The organism is Pseudomonas sp. FGI182, from assembly GCF_000511325.1.
In the GTDB taxonomy this organism is placed as follows: Bacteria; Pseudomonadota; Gammaproteobacteria; order Pseudomonadales; family Pseudomonadaceae; genus Aquipseudomonas; species Aquipseudomonas putida_Z.
Window position 1 is genome coordinate 3,051,854 of the sequence record NZ_CP007012.1, and the last position, 22,590, is coordinate 3,074,443.

18 protein-coding genes are annotated in these 22,590 nt (G+C 65.6%); 8 read left to right on the forward strand and 10 right to left on the reverse strand.

The genetic code is table 11. The features are described 5' to 3' along the window. Window positions 1–117 precede the first annotated feature (117 nt). The 3 genes from C163_RS13505 (at window position 118) to C163_RS13515 (ending at window position 2,437) form a co-directional block, all read left to right on the forward strand. Entirely contained in the window at window positions 118–363 is a 246-nt protein-coding gene (locus C163_RS13505) for a DUF2790 domain-containing protein (RefSeq protein ID WP_015270475.1), read from the forward strand. Window positions 364–587: 224 nt separating this feature from the next. Then, window positions 588–1,244 (forward strand): HAD family phosphatase, encoded by a 657-nt coding sequence (locus C163_RS13510; protein WP_025339262.1) that lies wholly within the window; start codon window positions 588–590, stop codon window positions 1,242–1,244. A gap of 281 nt (window positions 1,245–1,525) precedes the next feature. Next, entirely contained in the window at window positions 1,526–2,437 is a 912-nt protein-coding gene (locus tag C163_RS13515) for a LysR substrate-binding domain-containing protein (RefSeq protein ID WP_025339263.1), read from the forward strand. 147 nt (window positions 2,438–2,584) lie between these two features. Here C163_RS13515 and C163_RS13520 read toward each other — a convergent pair whose 3' ends face one another. From C163_RS13520 to C163_RS13540, 5 genes are all read right to left on the reverse strand, one after another. Beyond that, window positions 2,585–3,358, reverse strand: coding sequence for an IclR family transcriptional regulator (locus C163_RS13520; protein ID WP_025339264.1), 774 nt, complete (start codon window positions 3,356–3,358; stop codon window positions 2,585–2,587). Window positions 3,359–3,423: 65 nt separating this feature from the next. Beyond that, window positions 3,424–4,878 (reverse strand): amidase, encoded by a 1,455-nt coding sequence (locus C163_RS13525; protein WP_177325780.1) that lies wholly within the window; start codon window positions 4,876–4,878, stop codon window positions 3,424–3,426. Further along, window positions 4,878–6,188 carry a citrate-proton symporter gene (locus C163_RS13530; RefSeq protein ID WP_015270478.1) on the reverse strand — a complete coding sequence of 437 codons (1,311 nt, stop codon included), beginning with the start codon at window positions 6,186–6,188 and terminating at the stop codon, window positions 4,878–4,880. Before C163_RS13530 ends, C163_RS13525 begins: the two co-directional genes overlap by 1 nt. A gap of 82 nt (window positions 6,189–6,270) precedes the next feature. Then, window positions 6,271–7,446 (reverse strand): M20 aminoacylase family protein, encoded by a 1,176-nt coding sequence (locus C163_RS13535; RefSeq protein ID WP_025339266.1) that lies wholly within the window; start codon window positions 7,444–7,446, stop codon window positions 6,271–6,273. A gap of 357 nt (window positions 7,447–7,803) precedes the next feature. Next, window positions 7,804–8,622, reverse strand: coding sequence for an RHS repeat-associated core domain-containing protein (locus C163_RS13540; protein ID WP_049866763.1), 819 nt, complete (start codon window positions 8,620–8,622; stop codon window positions 7,804–7,806). Between the two features lie 159 nt (window positions 8,623–8,781). Between C163_RS13540 and C163_RS13545 the strand changes: the two genes are divergently transcribed. From C163_RS13545 to C163_RS13560, 4 genes are all read left to right on the forward strand, one after another. Further along, window positions 8,782–11,298, forward strand: coding sequence for an excinuclease ABC subunit UvrA (locus C163_RS13545; protein WP_025339268.1), 2,517 nt, complete (start codon window positions 8,782–8,784; stop codon window positions 11,296–11,298). A 158-nt stretch (window positions 11,299–11,456) separates the two neighbouring features. Beyond that, window positions 11,457–13,106, forward strand: coding sequence for an MFS transporter (locus C163_RS13550; RefSeq protein ID WP_025339269.1), 1,650 nt, complete (start codon window positions 11,457–11,459; stop codon window positions 13,104–13,106). After that, entirely contained in the window at window positions 13,103–14,236 is a 1,134-nt protein-coding gene (locus C163_RS13555) for an HlyD family secretion protein (RefSeq protein ID WP_025339270.1), read from the forward strand. Before C163_RS13550 ends, C163_RS13555 begins: the two co-directional genes overlap by 4 nt. Before the next feature lie 214 nt (window positions 14,237–14,450). After that, window positions 14,451–15,044, forward strand: coding sequence for a hypothetical protein (locus C163_RS13560; protein WP_025339271.1), 594 nt, complete (start codon window positions 14,451–14,453; stop codon window positions 15,042–15,044). Window positions 15,045–15,253: 209 nt separating this feature from the next. On the opposite strand, the gene C163_RS13565 is transcribed toward C163_RS13560, so the two are convergent. Beyond that, window positions 15,254–16,129 (reverse strand): AEC family transporter, encoded by an 876-nt coding sequence (locus C163_RS13565; protein ID WP_025339272.1) that lies wholly within the window; start codon window positions 16,127–16,129, stop codon window positions 15,254–15,256. Between the two features lie 425 nt (window positions 16,130–16,554). Between C163_RS13565 and C163_RS13570 the strand changes: the two genes are divergently transcribed. After that, entirely contained in the window at window positions 16,555–17,859 is a 1,305-nt protein-coding gene (locus C163_RS13570; protein ID WP_025339273.1) for an MFS transporter, read from the forward strand. 664 nt (window positions 17,860–18,523) lie between these two features. Here the strand turns inward: C163_RS13570 and C163_RS13575 are convergent. The 4 genes from C163_RS13575 to C163_RS13590 are packed head-to-tail and all read right to left on the reverse strand — an operon-like array spanning window position 18,524 to window position 22,580. Next, window positions 18,524–19,486 carry a D-glycerate dehydrogenase gene (locus C163_RS13575; protein ID WP_025339274.1) on the reverse strand — a complete coding sequence of 321 codons (963 nt, stop codon included), beginning with the start codon at window positions 19,484–19,486 and terminating at the stop codon, window positions 18,524–18,526. A gap of 11 nt (window positions 19,487–19,497) precedes the next feature. Next, entirely contained in the window at window positions 19,498–20,790 is a 1,293-nt protein-coding gene (locus C163_RS13580) for an MFS transporter (protein WP_025339275.1), read from the reverse strand. A 58-nt stretch (window positions 20,791–20,848) separates the two neighbouring features. Next, window positions 20,849–21,799: a sugar kinase gene (locus tag C163_RS13585; protein WP_025339276.1), complete on the reverse strand. Its 951-nt coding sequence runs from the start codon at window positions 21,797–21,799 to the stop codon at window positions 20,849–20,851. Next, the gene (locus C163_RS13590) at window positions 21,792–22,580 is read right to left on the reverse strand and encodes a TIM barrel protein (protein ID WP_025339277.1); all 789 of its coding nucleotides are present in this window, start codon (window positions 22,578–22,580) and stop codon (window positions 21,792–21,794) included. The genes C163_RS13585 and C163_RS13590 overlap by 8 nt, the downstream gene beginning before the upstream one ends. Window positions 22,581–22,590: the final 10 nt, after the last annotated feature.

Here is a 22,590-nt window from a genome sequence, read left to right on the forward strand (position 1 = left end):
CGCTCCAATAGACCAGATAGTGGAAATATATTTTGCGCGCTAAATATTATCGCGCAATATTCAACCCAGGCAGCAAGCAGTCGCTGATCCCACTACCCAAGCTAACGGAGCATGATCATGACCTTCATCAAAGCAATCGCCATCACCACCCTGACCTTCGGCAGCAGCGTCGGCGCCTTCGCCCAGACCGCCTCCCCGTACCAGTACGGCATGAACCTGGACATCGCCCAAGTGATCGCGGTGGAGGCCTCGGGCCACGCCACCGACCACGCCGACACCGCCACCCTCACCTACCGTGACAGCGACGGCAAGGTGCAGAAGATCAGCTACCTGCGCCCAGCCACCTCCGCCAACCAGAACTGATGACCAAACTTCGAAAGCCGGAGCGTGCCAACGGCCGGTTACTCGGTTGGCTTTCCAGCTTTGGCAGTTGCTGACTCGATGCGCAGGCGCCAACCTCGCGTTCGAGCACAGCTCTGCCAAGGCTGCCGTACTCCAGTACACTCAGGAAGTCGCGAAGTTCACGTGACTCCAAAGGCAAAGAATCTCCCTTCTGGCCCGCCCATGATTTTGGACCTGGATACCCAATGCTGACTGCCCTGCTGTTCGACCTCGACGGAACCCTCACCGACACTGACACCTTGCACTTGCAGGCCTTTCGCCAACTGCTGCGCGAGCATGACGGCCGCGAGCTGAGCCAGGCGCAGTTCGATGCCCAGGTCAGCGGCCGCGCCAACGGCGAGCTGTTCGCCGAGCTGTTTGCCGGTGCCAGTGCCGAGCAGTGCCAGGAGCTGGCCGACCGCAAGGAGGCGCTGTTCCGCGACATGTCGCCGGCTCTCGAGCCGATGCCGGGCCTTGTGCGCCTGCTGGAACATGCCCGGGCTCGTGACATCGGCATGTGCGTGGTGACCAACGCACCGCGGCTGAACGCCGAACACATGTTGAACGCCATGGGCCTGGGCCAGCGCTTCGAGCATGTGCTGGTGGCCGAGGAACTGGCACGGCCCAAGCCGGACCCGCTGCCCTACCTGACCGGGTTGCAGCGGCTGGGTGCCGAGGCCGGGCAGGCACTGGCCTTCGAGGATTCGCTGCCGGGGGTGGCGGCAGCGAGTGGCGCGGGGATCTTTACCGTGGGTGTGGCCACTACCCAGACGCCGGAGCGGTTGCTGGCGGCGGGGGCCGGGTTGGTGATCGATGATTTCAACGACCCGGCGTTGTGGGCGTTGATCGAGCGTCGGGCTTGAGGTATGTGGTGGGTTTGAGATCGAGCGCCGCCCGCGCGGCGCTTCGCAGCACAAGGCTGCTCCTACATTTGTTTCGGGCCAGTTATTCCTGAGGCGAAAGCGCGCGGCCCCTTGGCGTCCACCTCGATATCGTGCCGGGCAAACAAGGCGGTCGCGTGCATTGGCACAGGCGATACTGGCCCGAAACAGATGTAGGAGCAGCCTTGTGCTGCGAAGCGCCGCGCGGGCGGCGCTCGATCTCAACTCCACCATAACCCCCAAGCCGTAAACCCTAGGCCCCCATGCTGATCGACGAAGAACTGACCCTCAAGAAGCTGGAAACCTTCCTCGCCTTCATGCGCACCGGCAACCTCGGCCGCGCCGCCGCCGAGCTGGCCACCAGCGCCGTCAGCGTGCACCGTGCCATCCACTCGCTGGAAAGCGCACTGCGCTGCCCGCTGTTCAAGCACGAAGGCCGCCAGCTGATCCCGCTGGAAAGCGCCTACGTGCTGGAAAAGAAAGCCCGCCAGCTGATCCAGGATGCCGAGCAGATGGTCCGCCAGACCCGCGAGGCCGCCGGTTTCTATGCCGAACGCTTCCGCCTGGGCGCGCTCTACTCGCTGACGGTGAAAACCGTGCCCAAGCTGGTCATGGGCCTCAAGCTGCGCCGTAGCGAACTCAATATCGACCTGACCCTGGGCTCCAACGTCGACCTGCTGCAGCGCCTGAAGAACCACGAGCTGGAGGCCATCCTCGTGTCGCTCGACGAAAGCGTCAGCGACCCGGCCTGCGAGCAGCTGCCGCTGTTTTCCGACGATATCTTCCTTGCGGTGCCCATCGATTCACCCTTCGCCGAACAGGCCGAGGTGGACCTGGCCGACCTGGCCGACTCCACCTTCATCACCCTGACCCAGGGCTTTGCTACCCACCGCGATGGCGCCCGGGTGTTCCAGCAGGCCGGCTTCGAACCCAAGGTGGCCATGCAGGTGAACGATATCTTCACCCTGCTGAGCATGGTCAGCTCGGGCGTGGGCTTTGCCCTGCTGCCCGGGCGTATCGCGGCGGTGTACGAAAACCGGGTCAGGTTGATTGCACTGAAGCCGCAATATCGTTTGCAGCAGCATATCGGCGTGGTGTTCTTGAAGGCGCGGGAGCGGGAGCCGAACCTGCTGGCGTTGCTGGCAGAGTGCCGGATGTACAGCCTGGAGCGCTGAGGGGCCTCGGACACAGCTTCTTTTTTGTTGTTTGCTGCATTGGCCTTCGCGGGCTTGCCCGCTCCCACAGGTACCGAGCAGGTCTCAGGCAATGCACCATCCCTGTGGGAGCGGGCGAGCCCGCGAAGAGGCCAGTACAAGTCCCCGCTAAACCACCAAGGCCCGCTGCACCTCGCCCACCGTTGTAGCCAGGCTGTTCAGGTGCAGGTTCAACACCCGCTCCACCGGCGCCTGGTCCAGCGGCCAGTGCAAGGCAATGCTCCCGGCCAGGCGCCCTTCGGCATGCACCGGCAGGGCTATCGCGCGGATCAGGAACGGCAAGCGCACCGGGTACTCCCAGTGCCCTTCGGTGCGCTGGCCGAACCCCTTGTTCGCTTCCTCCTCGATGTCGCGCAGCACCGTCTCGTCGCCCACCCGCGCATGGGCCGCCAGGCGCTGCACTTCGTCGACCGCCAACTCACCCAGGCACGCCCGCCCCATCGCCGAGTGGAACAGGCTGGCATGATGGCCGACGATCTGGCAGGTGTGCGGGTAGCGTTTGCGCAATACCTGGGGGATGGCGCTTTCCATCACCTCCAGCCGCTCGCCGTCGAAACACGACAGGTCAACCACTAACCCGGTGCGCTCGCTCAACTCCAGCAACATGGGGGCTGCGTGTTCCACCAGGCGCCGCTTGAAACGCAGCTGGCGGTCACCGAACAGGCGCCGCGCGCACAGCCGGTAACGCCGGTCGCTGAGGCCGCGGTAGACCCAGCCTTGCTCCTGCAAGGTGGCAAGCATGCGCGACACCGTGGCCTTGGGCAGCGCCGTCAGGTAATGCAGTTCTTCCAGGCCCAGCGCCTGGTGTTCGCCCAGCAGGTCGACGATGGCCAGGGCCCGCTCCACCGAACGCACGCCGCCACTGTCTGCCGTGATGCCCATGAGTGTGACCTCCCTGTAGCTGGATGGTCAGGATAGCCAGCAAGATCCGCGCCTGCCCAGCGGTTTCATGGCGCTTGCAGGGTCCGGGGTGGGCGCCGCGCTACCCAACGGGTGAGCTGTTCATGGGCATGGGCCAGCTGCAACACAGCATGGTCGGCCTGGGCCGGGCCGATGATCTGCAGGCCCATGGGCAACCCGGCAGCGTTGAAACCGACCGGTACGCTGATGCTCGGCAAGCCGGCCAGGGTCGGCCCTATCACCACTTCCATCCAGCGGTGATAGGTGTCCATCGCCCGCCCTCCGACCACCGTTGGCCAAGGTTGCCGTGCATCGAATGGGAACACCTGGGCCGATGGCAACAGCAGGTAATCGTAACGCTCGAACAGCTGGCCCAGCGTGCGGTACCAGTCGCTGCGGGCCACCGAAGCCTGGTACACCGCCGCCGCGCTCAGGTGCAGGCCACCCTCCACCTCCCACTGCGCCTCGGGCTTGAGCAGCGCGCGCTTGCCCGGGTCGGCATAGGCCGCAGCGAGGTTGCCGTGCACCAGGAAGTGGCGATGGGTCAGCCAGCATTGCCACAAACGCGCCAGGTCGAACGCCGGTTGGCAGGCTTCGACCCGGCAGCCCAGTTCGGCGAAGTCTGCCAGGGCCGCTTCGCACAGGCTCAGCACCCCGTCATCCATCGCCAGGTAGCCGTCGTAGTCGCCTAGCCAGCCAACCCGCACGCCGCGGAAATCGCGCTGCAACCCGGCGGCAAAATCGCGCCGGCCCTCGCCCAGCGACAACGGCGCCCGCGCATCGAAGCCCGCCTGGGTCGACAACAGCCGCGCCACATCCACCACGCTGCGGCCCATCGGCCCCTCGGTGGCCAGCTGCTGCACGAACAGTTCCGGCGCCGGCCCGTGGGGTACGCGGCCCTGCGACGGGCGCAGGCCATACACGTTGTTGAACGCCGCCGGGTTGCGCAGCGAGCCCATCATGTCGCTGCCGTCGGCGACCGGCAGCAGGCGCATGGCCAGCGCCGCCGCCGCCCCGCCGCTGCTGCCCCCGGCCACCTTGCCCGGGTCGTAGGCGTTGGTGGTGGTGCCGAACAGGGGGTTGTAGGTCTGCGAACCAAGGCCGAATTCCGGCACATTGCTCTTGCCCACGATCAGCGCACCACTGGCCCGCACCCGCGCCACACTGATCGCGTCCTGCTCGGGCACCTGCTCGGCGAACAGCGGCGAGCCCAGGGTGGTGCGCAGCCCGGCAGTGGCGGCCAAGTCCTTGATCGCCTGGGGCATGCCATGCATCCAGCCGCGCGAATAGCCACGGCCCAGCTCGCGGTCACGCTCATCGGCCTCGGCCAGCAGCGCCTCTGCCGGGCGCAGCGACACCAGCGCATTGACCTGCGGGTTGAAGCGTTCGATATGCGCCAGATAAGCCTGCATCACCTCCCGGCACGACATCTGGCGGGCATGGATGGCCCGGGACAATGCCTCGGCATCGAGGGCAACGATGGGGTCGATGGCTAGCGGCATCACGGTTTCACTCCAAGGTTGAAAGCGGCAGGCTTGCCTGCGCGTGGGGCTTCTTTCAGGCAATAGGTGCCCAGCAGTGTCAGCAGGCAGGCGAACAGCACATAGAACGATGGCGCCACCGGGGTACCGAGCACCTTGCTCAGCCAGGTGACGATCAACGGGGCGAAGCCGCCGAACACCATCACCGCCACGTTATAGGCCACCGATACACCGGTAGAACGCACCTCGACCGGGAACTGCTCGGCCAGGGCCGTGGGCGCCGGCCCGAAGAAGCCACCGATGGCGGTGCACAACAGCAGTTGCATCACCAGCAGGCGCTCCAGCGACGGCGCGGCAGCCACCCACACATACAACGGATAGACCATGACGAAGAACGCCAGGGTGAAGGCCATCAGCACCGGGCGCCGCCCCAGCCGGTCAGACAACGCCCCGGACAGCGGGATCACCACGGTCATCAGCCCAACCGCAAGCATCTGCACCAGCAGCACCTGGTCCAGCGGCAGCCCTAGGTTCTTGTGGGCGAAGGTCGGCATGTTCACCAGCACCACGTAGAACGACACCGTCGCGCCACAGGCCAGGCCCATCGATACCAACAGGCTGCGCCGATGCTCACGCAGCACCTGCCACAGGCTGGGCGACTGGCCCTTGGCCTGGCGGCGCGCCTCGATGAACTCCTCGGGCTCTTCCATGTGCTTGCGAATCCACAGCCCCACCGGGCCGATCAGCAGGCCGAGCACGAACGGGATACGCCAGCCCCAGCTGTCCAGCGCCGCAGGCGTGCACAAGTGGGTGACCAGGGCCACCATCGCCGCCCCGGAGAACACCGCCAGGCACTGCCCCACCAGCTGCCACGAGCCATACAGGCCCTTGCGGTGGGCCGGCGCGCTCTCCACCAGAAAGGCCGTGGCGCTGGCGTACTCGCCGCCGGTGGCAAAACCCTGCAGCATGCGCGCCACCACGATCAGCATCGGCGCGGCCATGCCGATGGCCAGGTAGTCGGGGGCAAAGGCGATCATGGCAATGGACACGGTCATCAGCCGGATGATCATCTGCATCGCCGCCTTGCGGCCCTTGCGGTCGGAATACATGCCCAGCAGCACGCCGCCCACCGGGCGCATGAAAAAGCCGACGCCGAAGGTGGCCAGGGCCATCAGCAGCGAGGCGTATTCGTCGTCGGAGGGGAAGAACTGGCGGGCGATGATGCTGGCCAGAAAGCCGTACACGATAAAGTCATACCACTCCAAGGCGTTGCCGATGACGGCGGCGACCACTTGCCGGGTACGCGACACGCCGGTGCTCGAAGTCTGCATAGGAAACACTCCACACAATGATTGGGTGATCGCCCAGGCGCGGTCGCGCCCGGGTTCCAGCGGCAGTCGTCAAAAGGAAAGGTCAGGCGGGCGCGAGCCAGCGCTCTGCCAGCGCGCCCCAGTAGGCGGCGCCGGTCAGCAGGATGTCGTCGTTGAAGTCGTAGGCCGGGTTGTGCACCATCGGCCGCGATACGCCATTGCCGATGAACAGGTAGGCGCCGGGGCAGCGTTGCAGCATCCAGGCGAAGTCCTCGCTGCCCATCAACTTGCGGGTGTTGCCATCCACTGCCTCGGCACCGAGCAATTCCACCCCCACCTGCCGGGCGAAGGCGTTTTCCGCGGCATGGTTGACCAACACCGGGTAGGCCGGGCGGTGTTCGAGGGTGGCGCGGCAGCCAAAGCTCTCGGCCTGGCTGACGATAATGGCCCGCACCCGCTCCAGGGTCTGCGCCCGCACCTCGGCGTTCAGCGCGCGCAGGCTCAGGCGCAGCAGCGCCTGCTGCGGGATCACGTTGGCCGCTTCGCCGGCCTGCAAGGCGCCGACGGTAACCACGGCCGCCTCCTGCGCATCGATATTGCGCGCCACCACGGTTTGCAGGGCCATCACCACACTGGCCGCTGCCACCAGCGGGTCGACGGTCAGGTGCGGCATCGAGCCATGGCCGCCAACCCCGTCGAGGGTCACCGTGAGCAGGTCTTGCGAGGCCATCATCGGCCCTTCGCGGAAGCCCAGGTGCCCCGCCGGCAGCCCGGGCATGTTGTGCATGCCGAACAGTGCATCGCAAGGGAAGCGCTCCAGCAAACCATCGGCCAGCATCGCCTCGGCACCACCCTGGCCCTCTTCGGCCGGCTGGAAGATCAGTGTCAGTGTCCCGTCGAACTGCCGGGTCGCCGCCAGGTAGCGCGCGGCGCCGAGCAGCATGGTGGTATGCCCGTCATGGCCGCAGGCGTGCATGCAGCCCTGGTGCTGGCTGCTGTACGCGGCGCCGGTGGCCTCGTGGATGGGCAGCGCGTCCATGTCGGCGCGCAGGCCCAGGCGGCGTGGGCTGCTGCCATTGCGCAGTACGCCGACCACGCCGGTCTTGCCGATACCGGTGTGCACCTCGTAGCCCCATTCTTCGAGCAGGCGGGCGACCAGTGCCGAAGTGCGGCTTTCTTCGAAACCCAGTTCCGGGTGAGCGTGGATATCGTGACGGATTGCGTGCAGGTCGCTGGCCACATCGTTCAGCCAGGCCAGGATGTGCTGATGTCGGGACATGTAGAGTCTCCTCGCGCGGGTGGTTTCCCGTTCTTGTTGTTCGCCTTGAGGTCACGACGGGTAAGGCAGGTCGTGCTTGGCTGACAGATAAGCGCGAGGAGCGATGAAGCACAATCGAATCTGGTTTCATGCTGTGGAACATAAAAGCAGGGCCTGGGCTAATGCCTGTCAGTCAAGCAGTTTGGGGCCGCTTTGCGGCCCATCGCAGGCAAGCCAGCTCCCACAGGGATCGCACAATTTCTGGGTTTTACGCGGCCCCTGTGGGAGCTGGCTTGCCTGCGATGGGCTGCGTAGCAGCCCCGTTAACGCTATCTGACAGGCATTGGAGCCTGGGCTTACCTGGCTTCCTGCTTCGGATCACACAGAGGTTTCTCTGAACTTCGCGCGCCCCTGCACGACCCGGTCCCTGGATGCGATCAGCGGCGACTCTTTGCCTCTGAGCAGATACCACCCACTGGCCTCCATTACCGACGCTCTCAACAGCGTACCCAGCGGTAACCTCAGTTCCCTGGCGGTTTTAATGGTTCTGGTACTGTCAAAGATCAACTGATCGAACTTGGCCGCGCCACCGACACCCGCAGTTACAATACCAGCGGAGGTCAACACCTCAGCGCCCCGGGATGCAGCGGGAAAGCCAAATGCCGCTGCAATACCAGGTACCTTCAATGCTGTGCTCACCAAGCCAGTATTGAAGACGATTGCGTTATTTCTGCGGCTGCGCGAATCGAACTCCTCAGGCACTGGCTGATTGTTGATGTTTGCCTTTGACCGGCGAACAATGTTTTTAGCAGCCTTGACCAAGGATGAAAACATTCCCACAGTACCGGTCATGCTCCCGAGAAACTGGCCGATCACACGTGTTATCGAATGGCCATCGCGATCTACATTATTGACAGGGTCTCCTTGGCAATAAGCATAGGAATTAAGCCCTCCCCGACCAAACGGGCTGAATATGTCCGGGCGTTGGAAACGCATCAACACGGTGTCATACGCTCGCTTGCCATTGCCCAGCAGGTAACAGCGCGGCAATGATGCTCTTGGTTCTCCGGTAAAGGCCAATAAAGGGCCGGCCTGGGCTATCCGATAGCCATAGGGTGTATATAGATGGACTGGGAAGTTATTACCCGCCTGGATTGATGATTGCTGATCAATTGCCAGTAATATTGAAGTTTGCATGATTGCAAGTTCCTGTTTTTCGTGCCTTCCAAACCACACTAACTGCAAGCATCGGTCTCAATAACTCCCAGATTTGCTGAGTGGAAACATTGCCACGCACGAGCGCTGCAATTGCTGTTACCTTGGGCGCACTGTTCAGCTACAGCCAAGGACTGCCTCATGCCCCCACGCCCAACCACCCCAAGCGGCTTCGTTCGTGTACGGGGTGCCCGCGAGCACAACCTAAAGAACATCGACGTCGATATACCCCGTGACGCCCTGGTGGTGTTCACTGGCGTGTCCGGCTCGGGCAAGTCCTCGCTGGCCTTCTCGACGCTGTATGCCGAAGCCCAGCGCCGCTATTTCGAGTCGGTGGCGCCCTATGCCCGGCGCCTGATCGACCAGGTCGGCGTGCCGGACGTCGACGCCATCGAAGGCCTGCCCCCGGCCGTGGCCCTGCAGCAGCAACGCGGCACGCCGAGTGCACGTTCCTCGGTGGGCAGCGTGACCACCCTGTCCAGTTCGATCCGCATGCTCTACTCCCGCGCGGGCCACTACCCGGCCGGCCAGGCGATGCTGTATGCCGAGGATTTCTCGCCCAACACGCCGCAGGGCGCCTGTCCGGAATGCCATGGCATGGGCCGGGTCTACGAAGTGAACGAAGCGACCATGGTCCCCGACCCGTCGCTGACCATCCGCGAACGCGCCGTGGCGGCGTGGCCGATGGCCTGGCAGGGGCAGAACCTGCGCGACATCCTGGTGACGCTGGGCTACGACGTCGATACCCCCTGGCGCGACCTGCCACAGGCGCAGCGCGACTGGATCCTGTTCACCGAAGAAACGCCCACCGCGCCGGTATATGCCGGGCTGACCCCGGCGCAGACCCGCGCCGCCCTCAAGCGCAAGCTAGAGCCCAGCTACCAGGGCACGTTCATGGGTGCCCGGCGTTACGTGCTGCACACCTTCATGCACTCGCAAAGCGCGCAGATGCGCAAGCGCGTTGCCCAGTTCATGCGCCCCAGCCCGTGCCCGCTGTGCCAGGGCAAGCGCCTGAAGCGCGAGGCCCTGGGGGTGACCTTCGCCGGCCTGGATATCGCCGAGCTGTCGCACCTGTCGCTGCAGGCGCTGGCCGAGGTATTGCGCAAGGTGGCGGCAGCAGATTACCTGGCACAACAGCAGGACGACCTGACCCTGGAAAAGCGCCTGGCGGCCCAACGCATCGCCAACGAGCTGCTCGAACGCATCGACACCCTGCTCGACCTGGGCCTGGGCTACCTGGCCCTGGAGCGCAGCACTCCGACCCTGTCCTCTGGCGAGCTGCAACGCCTGCGCCTGGCCACCCAGCTGAACTCGCAGTTGTTTGGCGTGATCTACGTGCTCGACGAGCCTTCGGCCGGCTTGCACCCGGCCGACAGCGAAGCCCTGTTCGAGGCGCTGCAGCGCCTTAAGCACGCGGGCAACTCGGTCTATGTGGTGGAACACGACCTGGACACCATGCGCCGCGCCGACTGGCTGGTGGATGTAGGGCCTGCCGCTGGCGAGCATGGCGGTACCATCCTCTACAGCGGGCCGCCCACGGGCCTGGCCCAGGTCGAGCAGTCGAGCACCCGGGCCTACCTGTTCAGTGCACCGGCCCAGACCACGCGCGCACCACGCCAGGCCCACGACTGGCTGAAGCTCGAAGGCATCAGCCGCAACAACCTGAACAACATCAGTGCCGAATTCCCGCTGGGCTGCTTTACCGCCGTCACCGGTATTTCCGGTTCGGGCAAGTCGAGCCTGGTCAGCCAGGCGCTGCTGGAGCTGGTGGGTGCGCACCTGGGTCATGCCGCCCAACGCAACGAGCCCGAAGAGCAGAGCCTGGAAGATGAACCTGAACAGGCCAGCGGCGGGCATGTGAGCGCGGGCCTTGGCAGCATCAGGCGCCTGGTGCAGGTCGACCAGAAACCGATCGGCCGTACGCCCCGCTCCAACCTGGCCACCTACACCGGCCTGTTCGACCATGTGCGCAAGCTGTTCGCCGCCACCGAACAGGCCAAGGCAAAAGGCTTCGATGCCGGGCGTTTCTCCTTCAACGTTGCCAAGGGGCGCTGCGAGAACTGCGAGGGCGAAGGCTTCGTCAGCGTCGAGTTGCTGTTCATGCCCAGCGTCTATGCGCCCTGCCCGACCTGCCATGGCGCCCGCTACAACCCGGAAACCCTGGCGGTGAGCTGGCAGGGCATGAACATTGCGCAGGTGCTGCAGCTGACGGTCGACCAGGCCCTGCTGGTGTTCGCCGAACAGCCAGCGGCGCGGCGCTGCCTGCAGGTGCTGCAGGACATCGGCCTGGGCTATCTGCGCCTGGGCCAGCCGGCCACCGAACTGTCCGGCGGCGAGGCGCAGCGCATCAAGCTGGCCACCGAGCTGCAACGCACGGCCCGCGGGGCGACGCTGTATGTACTGGACGAACCCACCAACGGCTTGCACCCGCAGGACATCGACCGGCTGCTGGTGCAGCTCAACCGCCTGGTCGATGGTGGGCACAGCGTGGTGGTGGTCGAGCACGACATGCGAGTGGTGGCGCAGAGCGACTGGGTGATCGACATCGGGCCTGGGGCCGGGGATGCCGGGGGCCAGGTGGTGGTCAGCGGCACGCCACAGGTGGTGGCCGGGTGTGCTGAAAGCCGCACGGCGGAGTTTCTGGCCAAGGCCTTGTAGCGCCTGCACCGGCCTCTTCGCGGGCTTGCCCGCTCCCACAGGTTCACCACAGTCGTGCAAGCTGTGCAGTACCTGTGGGAGCGGGCAAGCCCGCGAAGAGGCCGGCACAGGAGATAGACTGTTTTCATCCCCCGGCACCCTCAAGTACAGTCTGCCCCATGGACAAATACGCCCCCCGCCAGTGGCTCCCCCACGAAAAACCCAGCCTGCCGGGCTCCCCCTCCACGCCCCTGCACACGCCCGCCAAACGGCTGGCCTACGGCGTGGTCGGGCTGCTGGTGGCGATCACCGGTGGCCTGGGCAACGCGCTGGTCACCGCCAACCTTGTGTTCCTGCAAGGAGCGCTGGGTGCAACCACGGCGGAAATGGCCTGGCTGCCGGCCGCCTATGTAATGACCAACGTGTCCATCAACCTGCTGCTGGTGAAGTTCCGCCAGCAATTCGGCCTGCGCGCGTTCACCGAGGTGTTCCTGGTGCTCTATGCCCTGGTCACCTTCGCCCACCTGCTGGTAAACGACCTCAACTCGGCCATCGCCGTGCGGGCAGCGCATGGCATGGTCGGTGCCGCGCTCAGCTCGCTGGGGCTGTACTACATGATCCAGGCGTTCCCGGCGCAATGGCGGCTGAAGGCGATGGTGCTTGGCCTGGGCGCCTCGCAGCTGGCGTTGCCGCTGGCGCGGATCTTCTCCGAAGACCTGCTGCAGATCGCCGAATGGCGCGGCCTGTACCTGTTCGAACTGGGCCTGGCGCTGGCCGCGCTGGGCTGCGTGCTGATGCTCAAGCTGCCCCCCGGTGACCGCTTCAAGACCTTCGAGCCGCTGGACTTTCTCACCTTCTCGCTGATGGCCAGCGGTACCGCGCTGCTGTGCGCCGTGCTGTCACTCGGGCGTATCGACTGGTGGCTGGAGGCGCCCTGGATCGGCATGGCCCTGGCGGCCTCGATCGCGCTGATCTTCAGCGGCCTGGCCATCGAGCACAACCGCCAGAACCCGCTGCTGATGACCCGCTGGCTGGGCAGCGGCGCGATCATTCGCCTGGCCCTGTGCGTGGTGCTGATCCGCATGGTCACCTCGGAGCAGTCCACCGGGGCAGTCGGCTTCCTGCAGGCGCTGAACCTGGGCAGCGAGCAGATGCGCACGTTGTACGCGGTCATGCTGCTGGGCGCGGTGGCCGGCCTGGCCAGCAGTGCACTCACCATCAACCCCAACCACCTGGTGATCCCGCTGTTCATCTCGCTGCTGGCAATGGCCACCGGCGCCTTCATGGACAGCAGTTCGAGCAACCTCACTCGCCCGGCACAGATGTACCTCAGCCAGTTCCTGCTAGCGTTCGGCAGCACCTTCTTCCTCGGCCCGTCCATGGCCCTTGGCATCAGCCATGTGCGCGCCAACCCGCGCAACCTGGTGAGTTTCTCGGTGCTATTCGGCATCTGCAACAACCTCGGCGGCCTGATTGGCGCGGCGCTGCTGGGCACCTTCCAGACCTGGCGGGAAAAATTCCACTCCAGCCACCTGATGGACCGCCTCAGCTACCTGGAACCCTTGGTCACGGCTCGCGTGCAAAGTGGCGGTGCCGGCTACGGCGGCATCATCGCCGACCCGGCCCTGCGCAGCGAAGCCGGCATGCGCCTGCTGGCCAGTGCCGCCACCCGCGAGGCGAATATCATGGCTTACAACGATGTGTTCGTGCTGATCGGCAGCATCGCTATCCTGACCATGATCTGGATCTGTATCCGTAGCACCTGGCTCTGGCACACCAAACGCCGGGCCATTTCCCCTGACTCCACTCCCGGCGCGCCCACCCGATGACCGACGACACCCGCACCACGACCACCACTGCCATCGCCGAAACCCCGGAAGGCGCCACGCCGCCCAGCGAGCCGACCAGCCCGGTGCGTTCGCGGCGGGTGCGGATCCTGTCGTCGATCAGCTTCGCCTGCGTGGCCCTGGCCGGCATCCTGCTGGTGCTGTATGCCTGGCGCCTGCCGCCATTCAGCAGCGCCATCGAAAGCACCGAGAACGCCCTGGTGCGCGGCCAGGTGACCATCATCGGGCCGCAGCTGAGCGGCTATATCGTCGATGTGCCGGTGCATGACTTCCAGTTCGTCAAGGCCGGCGACCTGCTGGTGCAACTGGACGACCGCATCTACAAGCAACGCCTGGCCCAGGCCATCGCCCAGCTGCAGCAGCAACAGGCGGCCCTGGCCAACAACCTGCAGCAGCGCAACAGTGCCGAAGCCACCATTGCCCAGCGCCAGGCGGCCATCGGCGATGCCGCCGCCCAGGCAACCAAGGCCAGGGCCGACCTCGGCCGCAACCAGGCGCTGGTCAGCGATGGCTCGGTGTCGCGGCGCGATCTGGACCTGGCCCGGGCCAGCGAAGCCGCTGCGGTCGCCAGCCTGGCCCAGGCCAAGGCGGCACTGGAAATCGCCCGCCAGGACCGCGAAACCGTGGTGGTCAACCGGGCCGCGCTGGAGGCCTCGGTGGAAAACGCCAAGGCCGCCGTGGAGCTGGCCCGCATCGACCTAGACAACACCCGCGTCACCGCCCCGCGCGACGGCCAGCTGGGGCAGATCGGCACGCGCCTGGGGGCCTATGTCAATTCCGGTGCGCAGTTGATGGCGCTGGTGCCCGACACCCTGTGGGTGATCGCCAACATGAAGGAAACCCAGATGGCCGATGTGCGCATCGGCCAGCCGGTGAGTTTTACCGTGGATGCGCTGAACCACCTGAAGCTGCATGGGCACGTGCAGCAGATCTCACCGGCCACCGGCTCGGAGTTCGCCTTGCTGCAGGCGGACAATGCCACCGGCAACTTCGTCAAGATTGCCCAGCGCATACCGGTGCGGATCACCGTGGATGACAACCAGCCTGAGGCTCGGCGCCTGCGGCCGGGGATGTCGGTGGTGGTCAGTATCGATACTCGCAGCCAGGATTGATGTTGTTGCCACTGGCCTCTTCGCGGGTAAACCCGCTCCCACAGGTTCACCACAGGTCTTGAAAACTGTGCAATACCTGTGGGAGCGGGTTTACCCGCGAAGAGGCCAGCGAAGATCATGCAGAGATGCCGTCTTGCCATGATTGCGCCGCTCTAGCCCGTAGGTTCTAATCGCGCACGACCCGTTTGCCTTTGTCACTCAAGGAAGTGTCACCATGTACAGGAAGATCGTGCCGCTGGCGCTGTTGGCAACCCTGGCCGGTTGCTCGAACAGCGAGGACACCAGCGAGGCCAGTTTCCAGAAGGCCGCCCAGGCCTACCTCGATACCCAGTACCCGCACTGCTTCGTCATCAGTTCATTCCCGACCAAGACCCAGGACTTCGACCTCCATGGCACCAACAAGGCGTTGCATGCCTTGGCCCAGGTAGGTGTGGTCAGCGAAAAGGAGATCTCGCGCACCGAGGTGCCCGCCCGCCTGTGGCAAGCGGCACGCACGGACATCTACTACGCCTATGACCTCACCGACGAAGGCCGCAAGTATTACAAGGCAGATAACGGGCTGTGCTTCGGCAAGGCGCAGGTCACTGCCATCGAGCAGTTCAGTGAGCCGAGCGAGGCGACCGGGCAGAAGATGTCGAATGTGACCTATGCCTACAAGATTACCGGGTTACCGGCGTGGGCCGGGGACGACGGGGTCAAGGCCAGCATTGCCGAACTGGGCAAGGCGGTCGCCAGCAATGACACGCCGCTCAAGGAAACCCGGGCGATGGTGCTGACCAGCCAGGGGTGGCGGTTGCAGGAGAAATAGCCGTTTGCCGTGCCGGCCTCCCGCCGGGTTGGTTGATGCTGGACCTTGTAGGAGCGGCCTTGTGTCGCGAAAGGGCTGCAAGGCAGCCCCAGCAATTTGTGCATCTGTGCTGATGCCTTGGGGCTGCTTTGCAGCCCTTTCGCGACACAAGGCCGCTCCTACACTAGTCCGCGCAGGTTAGAAGTTGATGCAAGGAGGCTGGCAATGGCTTACATCCACCAGGCCAGCACCACCGGCAACCAGGCAAACGACAGCACCGTAGAGCACATCACCAGGTTCGCCACCTGCTCCGGTTCGCGGTTGGCGCGCACCGCCATCAGGTAGTTGAACACCGCCACCGGCATCGCCGACTGCACCACCAGCACCGCACGCTCCAGGCTGCCCATGCCCAGCGCCGCACCTACCGCCCAGCCCACGGCAGCGCCCAGGCCAATGCGCAAACCGCCCAGCAGCATGCCGCTGCCCACATGGCGCAGGCGAATGCTGGCCAGCGACACGCCCAGTGTGAGCAACATCAGCGGGATGGTCATGCCGCCCAGCAGGTCTGCGGTATTGGCCAGCCAGCGCGGCAACTCGAAATCGAGAAAGATGATCGGCATGGCGCCGGCCAGGCTGATCACGATGGGGTTGCGCAGCAGTGCCTTGAGCGAAGCCGCAGTACCGGAAATGGCCATGCCGAGGGTGAACTGCACGATCGAAAGGGTCAGGAAGAACGCCACGGCCAGGGCCAGGCCGTGTTCGCCAAAGGCGTACAGGCTGATCGGCAGGCCCATGTTGCCGGTGTTGGGGAACATGAACGCCGGCAACAGCACACGCCAGTGCATGCCCGAAGCGCGGCACACCAGCAAGCCGGCCAGGGCCATGCCCAGGGTGCACAGCAGGCAGGCCATGGCCATGCTGGTGAAGGCGGTCGGGTCCAGTTCGGTGCGGCTGAGCGTGGACAGCACCAGCGACGGGGTGCCGACGGTCATCACCACCCGGGCGATGAATTCGGTGGGATAGTCCAGGCCCTTGCGGGCCCAGGCATAGCCGATGCCGGCGACGATGAAAACCGGGGCCAGGACTGCGAACAGCGAAGCGAACATGGGGGCCTTCCTTGGGGGTGGGCCCCGCATTATGCCGCAGTCTGCGGGATTGCCGGGGCTGCTTTGCAGCCCAATCGCCGGCAAGCCGGCCCCCATAGGTACTGCACAATGCTTGAGGTCGATGCAGTCGAGGTGGGAGCTGGCTTGCCGGCGATTGGGCCGCAAAGCGGCCCCGGGATGTCCGCCCAAGACGCATTCGTGTCGCCCACAGACTGCGGCGTCTCGTCGCACACCCAAGCCCCTTGGGCAAAACCGCGCAAGCCCGTAGAATCGCGCTTCCTTTTCGCCCGTCGCCTTGAACGGTGGCAACCGGCAGCGTCGCATCCAGCCCAGGCACATCCGTGCAGCCCCTCGGCCCCGTTCGGGTCGAGCCGGTGTGCGCGTCCGAAAAGGCGCTCATTCCGCTCATCCAACTAGAGGTACCTATGTCTCCGCGTTTGCTGGCCATGGCGCTGGCGCCCCTGCTCGGGCTGTTCATCATTGCCCTGGGCAACGGCTTCATGTCTTCCCTTACCACCCTGCGCCTGGGCGCTGCCGGCGAATCAGCCACCACCATCGGTGTGGTCTCCTCGACCTACTTCATCGGCCTGACCCTGGGTGCCATCTTCAACGACCGGCTGATCCTGCGCATCGGCCATATCCGCGCCTACACCAGCTTCGCCTCGCTGATCGCCGTGACCATCCTGCTGCAAGGCCTGTTCTACGACGTCACCTGGTGGTCGGTGCTGCGCCTGATCAACGGCTGGGCGGCGGTGGGCGTGTTCCTGGTGATCGAAAGCTGGCTGCTGCTGGCCGGTGACGCCAAGATCCGCGGCCGCCTGCTGGCGCTGTACATGATCGCCTTCTACGGCGCCGGGGTCATCGCCCAGGCCGGCCTTGGCGAAATCACCCACATGGGTGACACCGCACCGTTCATGCTGGCCGGCGTGCTCGCCGCCCTGTCGGTACTGCCCATCGTGATCCTGCCGCGGGTGTCGCCGCTGCTGGACCAGGTCGAACCGCTCAAGCCGCGCCAGTTGCTGGGCGTTGCGCCGTCGGGCCTGGTCGGCTGCTTCGGTTCGGGTGTGGCCATTGCCGGCATCTATGCCTTGCTGCCGCTGTACCTACAGCGCATCGGTCTGGATGTGGGCGAAGTCGGCAACATGATGGCCTGGGTGATTCTTGGTGCCATGCTGCTGCAATACCCGGTCGGACGCTGGTCCGACCGCAAGGACCGCCAGGATGTGCTGATCGCCCTGGCCGCGCTGTGCGTGCTGCTGTCGCTGGTCACGGTATTCCTGCCTTCGGACTCGATCCTGCTGCCGGCGATGCTGTTCCTGCTGGGTGGTGGCGTGTTCACCCTGTACCCGGTGGCGGTCAGCCATGCGGCCGACCGGGCACCATCGGATGCACTGGTGCCCATGATCCAGGGCCTGCTGCTGATCAACTCGCTGGGTTCGGCCATGGCGCCGGTGGCGATTTCGCCGATGATGACCGAGTTTGGCGAGGCCGGGTTGTTCTGGGCCTTTGCCGTAGTTAACCTGGCCATGGTGTGCTTCTTCATGTGGCGCCGTGGCAAGCGCCCGGCGGCAGAGCACCCGGCCCCGTTCACCGCTTCGACCACCTTCTCGCCGACCGGTGCCGAGCTGCGGGTGACCGAAGACCTGATGCATGCAGCACAGGAGCACCCGCCGCTGGAGCCGGTGGAGAGTGCTGTGCCAGCGCAGGCGCAGCGTTCAGAATCGCATTGACTCCGGGGCTGCCCTGCAGCCCTTTCGCGACACAAGGCCGCTCCCACAGGGACCCCACCAGCCGAAGGAATGCGCCGTACCTGTGGGAGCGGGCGCGCCCGCGAACACCGGCGCAGCCGGTGCCATCCACCGCGTCGCCTGCTTCGCGGGTAAACCCGCTCCCACAGGGACTACACCAGCCGAAGGAATGTGCCGTACCTGTGGGAGCGGGCGCGCCCGCGAATATCGGCCTAGCCGGTGCCATCCACCGCGTCGCCTGCTTCGCGGGTAAACCCGCTCCCACAGGGACTACACCAGCCGAAGGAATGTGCCGTACCTGTGGGAGCGGGCGCGCCCGCGAATATCGGCCTAGCCGGTGCCATCCACCGCGTCGCCTGCTTCGCGGGTAAACCCGCTCCCACAGGGACTACACCAGCCGAAGGAATGTGCCGTACCTGTGGGAGCGGGCGCGCCCGCGAATATCGGCCTAGCCGGTGCCATCCACCGCGTCGCCTGCTTCGCGGGCATGCCCGCTCCCAGGATACCCACCAGCTGAAGGAGTGCGCCGTACCTGTGGGAGCGGGTTTACCCGCGAACACCGGCGCAGCCGGTGCCATCCACCGCATTGCCTGCTTCGCGGGTGAACCTGCTTCCACAGGGGCCGCGCAGGTTTGTGAATCTGGCTTTAGCCATTCACCAGGTTGGCAGGGCGCTCCCCAGCCAGGGCACTGAGCAGGTTGTCCACTGCACAGCGCGCCATGGCCTGGCGGGTTTCCTCGGTCGCCGAGCCGATATGCGGGGTCGCCACCACGTTGTCCAGCTGCAACAACGGCGACTGCGCCGGCAACGGCTCCTGCACGAACACATCCAGGCCGGCGCCGCGGATGCGCCGGGCACGCAACGCTTCGATCAGCGCCGGTTCATCCACCACGCGCCCGCGGGAAATGTTCACCAGGATTGCCTGCGGCTTCATCAGCGCCAGCTCACGCGCGCCGATCAGGCCTTCGGTACTGGCACTCAGCGGCACGGTCAGGCAAACGAAATCCGCCTGCTGCAACAGCTCGTCCAGGCTGCATTGGCGCGCCGCATGGCGCGCCTCCACCTCAGGCTTGGAACGCTGACTGTGATACAGCACACGCATGCCGAAGCCGGCCGCGGCACGCCGGGCCAGGGCCTCGCCGATGCGGCCCATGCCGACGATGCCCAGCGTCTTGCCGTGCACATCGCTGCCGAAATGCGCCGGGCCGAGGTTGGCCTGCCAGTTCCCGTCTCGCACCCAGTTCGCCAGCTCCACCACCCGCCTGGCGGTGGCCAGGATCAAGGCAAAGCCCGTGTCGGCGGTGGTTTCGGTCAGCACGTCGGGGGTGTTGGTCAACATCACGCCACGCCGGCTGAGCTCGGCGATGTCGTAGTTGTCCACGCCGACCGAAACGCTGGACACCACTTCAAGCTGTGGCGCCAGGTCGAGCAGGCTGGCGTCCAGGCGCAGGCTGGCCCCCAGCAGCCCGTGCGCCCCCGGCAAGGCATCGCGCAGGCGCGCCAGGCCATCGGGCCCGGAGGTGTCCACCCAGGTCACCTCGACGCGCTCTTGCAGGCGTGCCATCAAGTCGTCGGACAGGCGTTTGTACAGGACGATTCGCTTCTTCATTGCACAGGTTCCTAATGGTTCATGGCCAGGCGCGAGTTGCCGCGCTTGGCCCGGCCGGATGTCTGGGAAGTATTGAGTGCGGCGGTAAGCGCCACTGCGGCCAGCAGCGCACCGCACATGAACAGGTAGGAGGCACCGGGCCCGCCCGTGACGCCATTGAGGTAACCCACCAGCCACGAGCCACCGAACGAGCCCAGCGCGCCCATGCTGTTGATCAGCGCCATGGCACCGCCCGCGACGTTGGCCGGCAGGATCTCGGGCACGATCGCGAAGAACGGGCCATAGGGTGCGTACATGCAGGCGCCGGCGACCACCAGCAACGCGTACGACAGCCAGAAGTGCTCGCTGCCCAGGGCGTACGAGCCATAGAACGCAACGGCGGCGATCAGCAGTGGTGGCCAGACGAAGCGCTTGCGCTTCTGCAGGCGGTCGGACGCCCACGACACACCGACCATGCCCAGCACCGCCGCCAGGTAAGGTACCGACGACAGCCAGCCGGCCTGCACGATGTCGAGGTTGGCCGCCTGCTTGAGGATCGACGGCAACCACAGCACGAAGCCATACACACCGATGCTCCAGCAGAAGTACTGCAGCGAAAGGATGATCACCTGCGGCGAGCGGAACGCCTCGCGGTAGTTCTTCACCGGCTTGATACCTTGCTGCTCGGCAGCCAGCGCCTGCTCCAGGGCGGCCTTTTCCTGCTCGCTCAGCCAGTTCACCTGGGCCGGGCGGTCATCCACCAGGCGCCACCAGAAGAACGCCCAGATGACCGCGGGCAGGCCTTCGATGATGAACATCCAGCGCCAGTCGTAATGCTTGACCAGGTAGCCCGACACCACCGACATCCACAGGATGGTCACCGGGTTGCCGAGGATCAGGAAGGTATTGGCGCGCGAACGCTCGGCGCGGGTGAACCAGTGGCACAGGTACACCAGCATGGCCGGCATCACCGCCGCCTCCACCACCCCGAGCAGGAAGCGGATGGCGATCAGCATGTAGACGTTACTGACCACGCCGGTGAGCGTGGCAAGGCCACCCCAAAGGATCAGGCAGACAAAGATCAGCTTCTTCACACTGCGCTTTTCGGCGTAGATGGCGCCAGGCACCTGGAAGAAGAAGTAACCAAGGAAGAACAGTGCCCCCAGCAGCGAAGACAGTGCGGGGGTGATGTGCAGGTCTTCAGCCATGCCGGAAGCGGCGGCGAACCCGTAGTTGGCGCGGTCCAGGTACGCAAGGCTATAGGTGAAGAACACGATCGGGATGATGTACCACCAGCGGCGAGGTGCCAGGCTTTGGCTTTGCATGGTTCGTTTCTCCTGAGCTTGTTGTTTTTGTTGCAACAGGTGTTTCGGGGTCAAGTGTTCACGCGCTTCTGCGCAGGTCGTGGGCTTGCAGCTCATGGCGCAGCGGCAGCCCTTCCATGTCGCCACGCGACTGCACGGCGCGGCTGCCGCACCAGTTGCCACGCGCCACTGCCTCGGCTACCGGGTGGCCCTCCAGCAGCGCACTGAGCACGCCGACGGCAAAGGCATCGCCGGCGCCAACGGTGTCCACCACATGGCTGACCGGCACCGGCGCCACCTGGCCTTCGCCCTTGGCGCTGCGGAAGTAGGCACCGGCATCGCCCAGCTTGATCACCACCAGTTCCACCCCTTGGTCGAGGTAGAACGCGGCGATGTCTGCCGGGGTGTGCTGGCCGGTCAGCAGGCGGCCCTCTTCCAGGCCTGGCAGAACCCAGTCGGCCTTGGCCGACAAGGCATTGACTTCGCGCACCATGCTGCTTTGGTCAGGCCACAGCGAGGGGCGCAGGTTGGGGTCGAACGAGATACTGCGCCCGGCGGCACGCATGGCGTCCATCAACGCATGCGACAGCGCCCGGCAGCCCTCCGACAGCGCCGGCGGGATGCCGGTGGCGTGCAGGTGGCGGGCCTGCAAAGAGCCCGGGCGCAGCAACGCCGGCGACAGCCGGCTGGCCGCCGAGCCACGGCGGAAGTACTCCACCGCCGGGTCGCTGCCGTCATCGCAGCGGGCCTTGAGCTGGAAGCCGGTGGGGTAGCTGGCATCCACCTCGACGCCGGAGCAGTCCAGGCCTTCGCGGCGCAAGCTGTCGAGCACGAAGCGGCCCAGCGAATCGTCGCCCACCCGGCTCAGCCAGCGGACCTTGAAGCCCAGCCGCGCCAGGCCGATGGCCACGTTGCTGTCGGCGCCGGCGATGCGCTTGCCGAACTGGCCGACACTGGCCAGGTCGCCGGCCTGCTCGGCGACGAACATGGCCATGGTCTCGCCGAAACACAGCACGTCATGCTCATGCATGGCTCAGCTCCTCACTCGATACGCCCTGCCCCAGCGCCGCCAGGTCGCGCACCTGGGCACGGGTCAGCGCCAGCAGATCGTCGCTCACCAACGGGTACTCGACAGCACGCACCACGCCGGGGGTGAACTCGGCCATCAGCTCGGCCCACTCCTGCAGGTCCGCAATCTCTGGCGGGACGGCTACCAGGCGGCCATCGGCCCGGCGCTGCACGGCCTTGCAGTGCACATAGCGCACCCAGCGGCCAAGCTGGCGTGCGGCGTGCCGGGCAGGCTCGCCCTGCCACTGCCAGTTACCGATATCGAAGGTCATGCCAAGGGTCAGCCCGAGCTCGTCGGCACGCTGGAAAAACTGCTGCAGGGGTTCGATTCGTCCACCTTGCGCGGTCTGGTCGTTCTCCACCAGCAGCAACGGCCCGTGCGCCGGCAACAGCGTCGCCAAGGCCGCGACGTCACAGCCCGCATGGTAGTGGCCCAGGGAAACCTTGAGCGCTACCGCGCCAAGGGCTCGGGCGGTTTCCAGCTTTTGCGCCAATTGCGGGTCAAGCTCGCCTTGTGCGGTCCATAGCTCCAGGGGTGTGGAATACAGGCACTCCAGGCGCAGCGCGGAAATGGCTGCAGCCAGCGCTGCAGTGTCCGGCGCACGAGTGAACAGTTCTTCGCGCAGTTCCACGCGGGTAACGCCAGCGGCAGCCAGCAGGTCAAGGAACTGCTCCTGGCCACGTTGCCGGACAAAGTCGGCACCGTAGCTGGAGAGGCTGATGGAAACGGGGCTCGAGTGCATTGTTGTTGTC

Excerpts from the sequence above, each read along its gene's own strand:
- C163_RS13535 (WP_025339266.1), bottom strand. The coding sequence starts at position 7,446 with ATGTCCCGACATCAGCACATCCTGGCCTGGCTGAACGATGTGGCCAGC.
- C163_RS13580 (WP_025339275.1), bottom strand. The coding sequence starts at position 20,790 with ATGCAAAGCCAAAGCCTGGCACCTCGCCGCTGGTGGTACATCATCCCG.
- C163_RS13560 (WP_025339271.1), top strand. The coding sequence starts at position 14,451 with ATGTACAGGAAGATCGTGCCGCTGGCGCTGTTGGCAACCCTGGCCGGT.
- C163_RS13590 (WP_025339277.1), bottom strand. The coding sequence starts at position 22,580 with ATGCACTCGAGCCCCGTTTCCATCAGCCTCTCCAGCTACGGTGCCGAC.
- C163_RS13520 (WP_025339264.1), bottom strand. The coding sequence starts at position 3,358 with ATGGGCATCACGGCAGACAGTGGCGGCGTGCGTTCGGTGGAGCGGGCC.
- C163_RS13585 (WP_025339276.1), bottom strand. The coding sequence starts at position 21,799 with ATGCATGAGCATGACGTGCTGTGTTTCGGCGAGACCATGGCCATGTTC.
- C163_RS13570 (WP_025339273.1), top strand. The coding sequence starts at position 16,555 with ATGTCTCCGCGTTTGCTGGCCATGGCGCTGGCGCCCCTGCTCGGGCTG.
- C163_RS13515 (WP_025339263.1), top strand. The coding sequence starts at position 1,526 with ATGCTGATCGACGAAGAACTGACCCTCAAGAAGCTGGAAACCTTCCTC.
- C163_RS13510 (WP_025339262.1), top strand. The coding sequence starts at position 588 with ATGCTGACTGCCCTGCTGTTCGACCTCGACGGAACCCTCACCGACACT.
- C163_RS13505 (WP_015270475.1), top strand. The coding sequence starts at position 118 with ATGACCTTCATCAAAGCAATCGCCATCACCACCCTGACCTTCGGCAGC.
- C163_RS13565 (WP_025339272.1), bottom strand. The coding sequence starts at position 16,129 with ATGTTCGCTTCGCTGTTCGCAGTCCTGGCCCCGGTTTTCATCGTCGCC.
- C163_RS13525 (WP_177325780.1), bottom strand. The coding sequence starts at position 4,878 with ATGCCGCTAGCCATCGACCCCATCGTTGCCCTCGATGCCGAGGCATTG.
- C163_RS13545 (WP_025339268.1), top strand. The coding sequence starts at position 8,782 with ATGCCCCCACGCCCAACCACCCCAAGCGGCTTCGTTCGTGTACGGGGT.
- C163_RS13550 (WP_025339269.1), top strand. The coding sequence starts at position 11,457 with ATGGACAAATACGCCCCCCGCCAGTGGCTCCCCCACGAAAAACCCAGC.
- C163_RS13555 (WP_025339270.1), top strand. The coding sequence starts at position 13,103 with ATGACCGACGACACCCGCACCACGACCACCACTGCCATCGCCGAAACC.
- C163_RS13575 (WP_025339274.1), bottom strand. The coding sequence starts at position 19,486 with ATGAAGAAGCGAATCGTCCTGTACAAACGCCTGTCCGACGACTTGATG.
- C163_RS13540 (WP_049866763.1), bottom strand. The coding sequence starts at position 8,622 with ATGCAAACTTCAATATTACTGGCAATTGATCAGCAATCATCAATCCAG.
- C163_RS13530 (WP_015270478.1), bottom strand. The coding sequence starts at position 6,188 with ATGCAGACTTCGAGCACCGGCGTGTCGCGTACCCGGCAAGTGGTCGCC.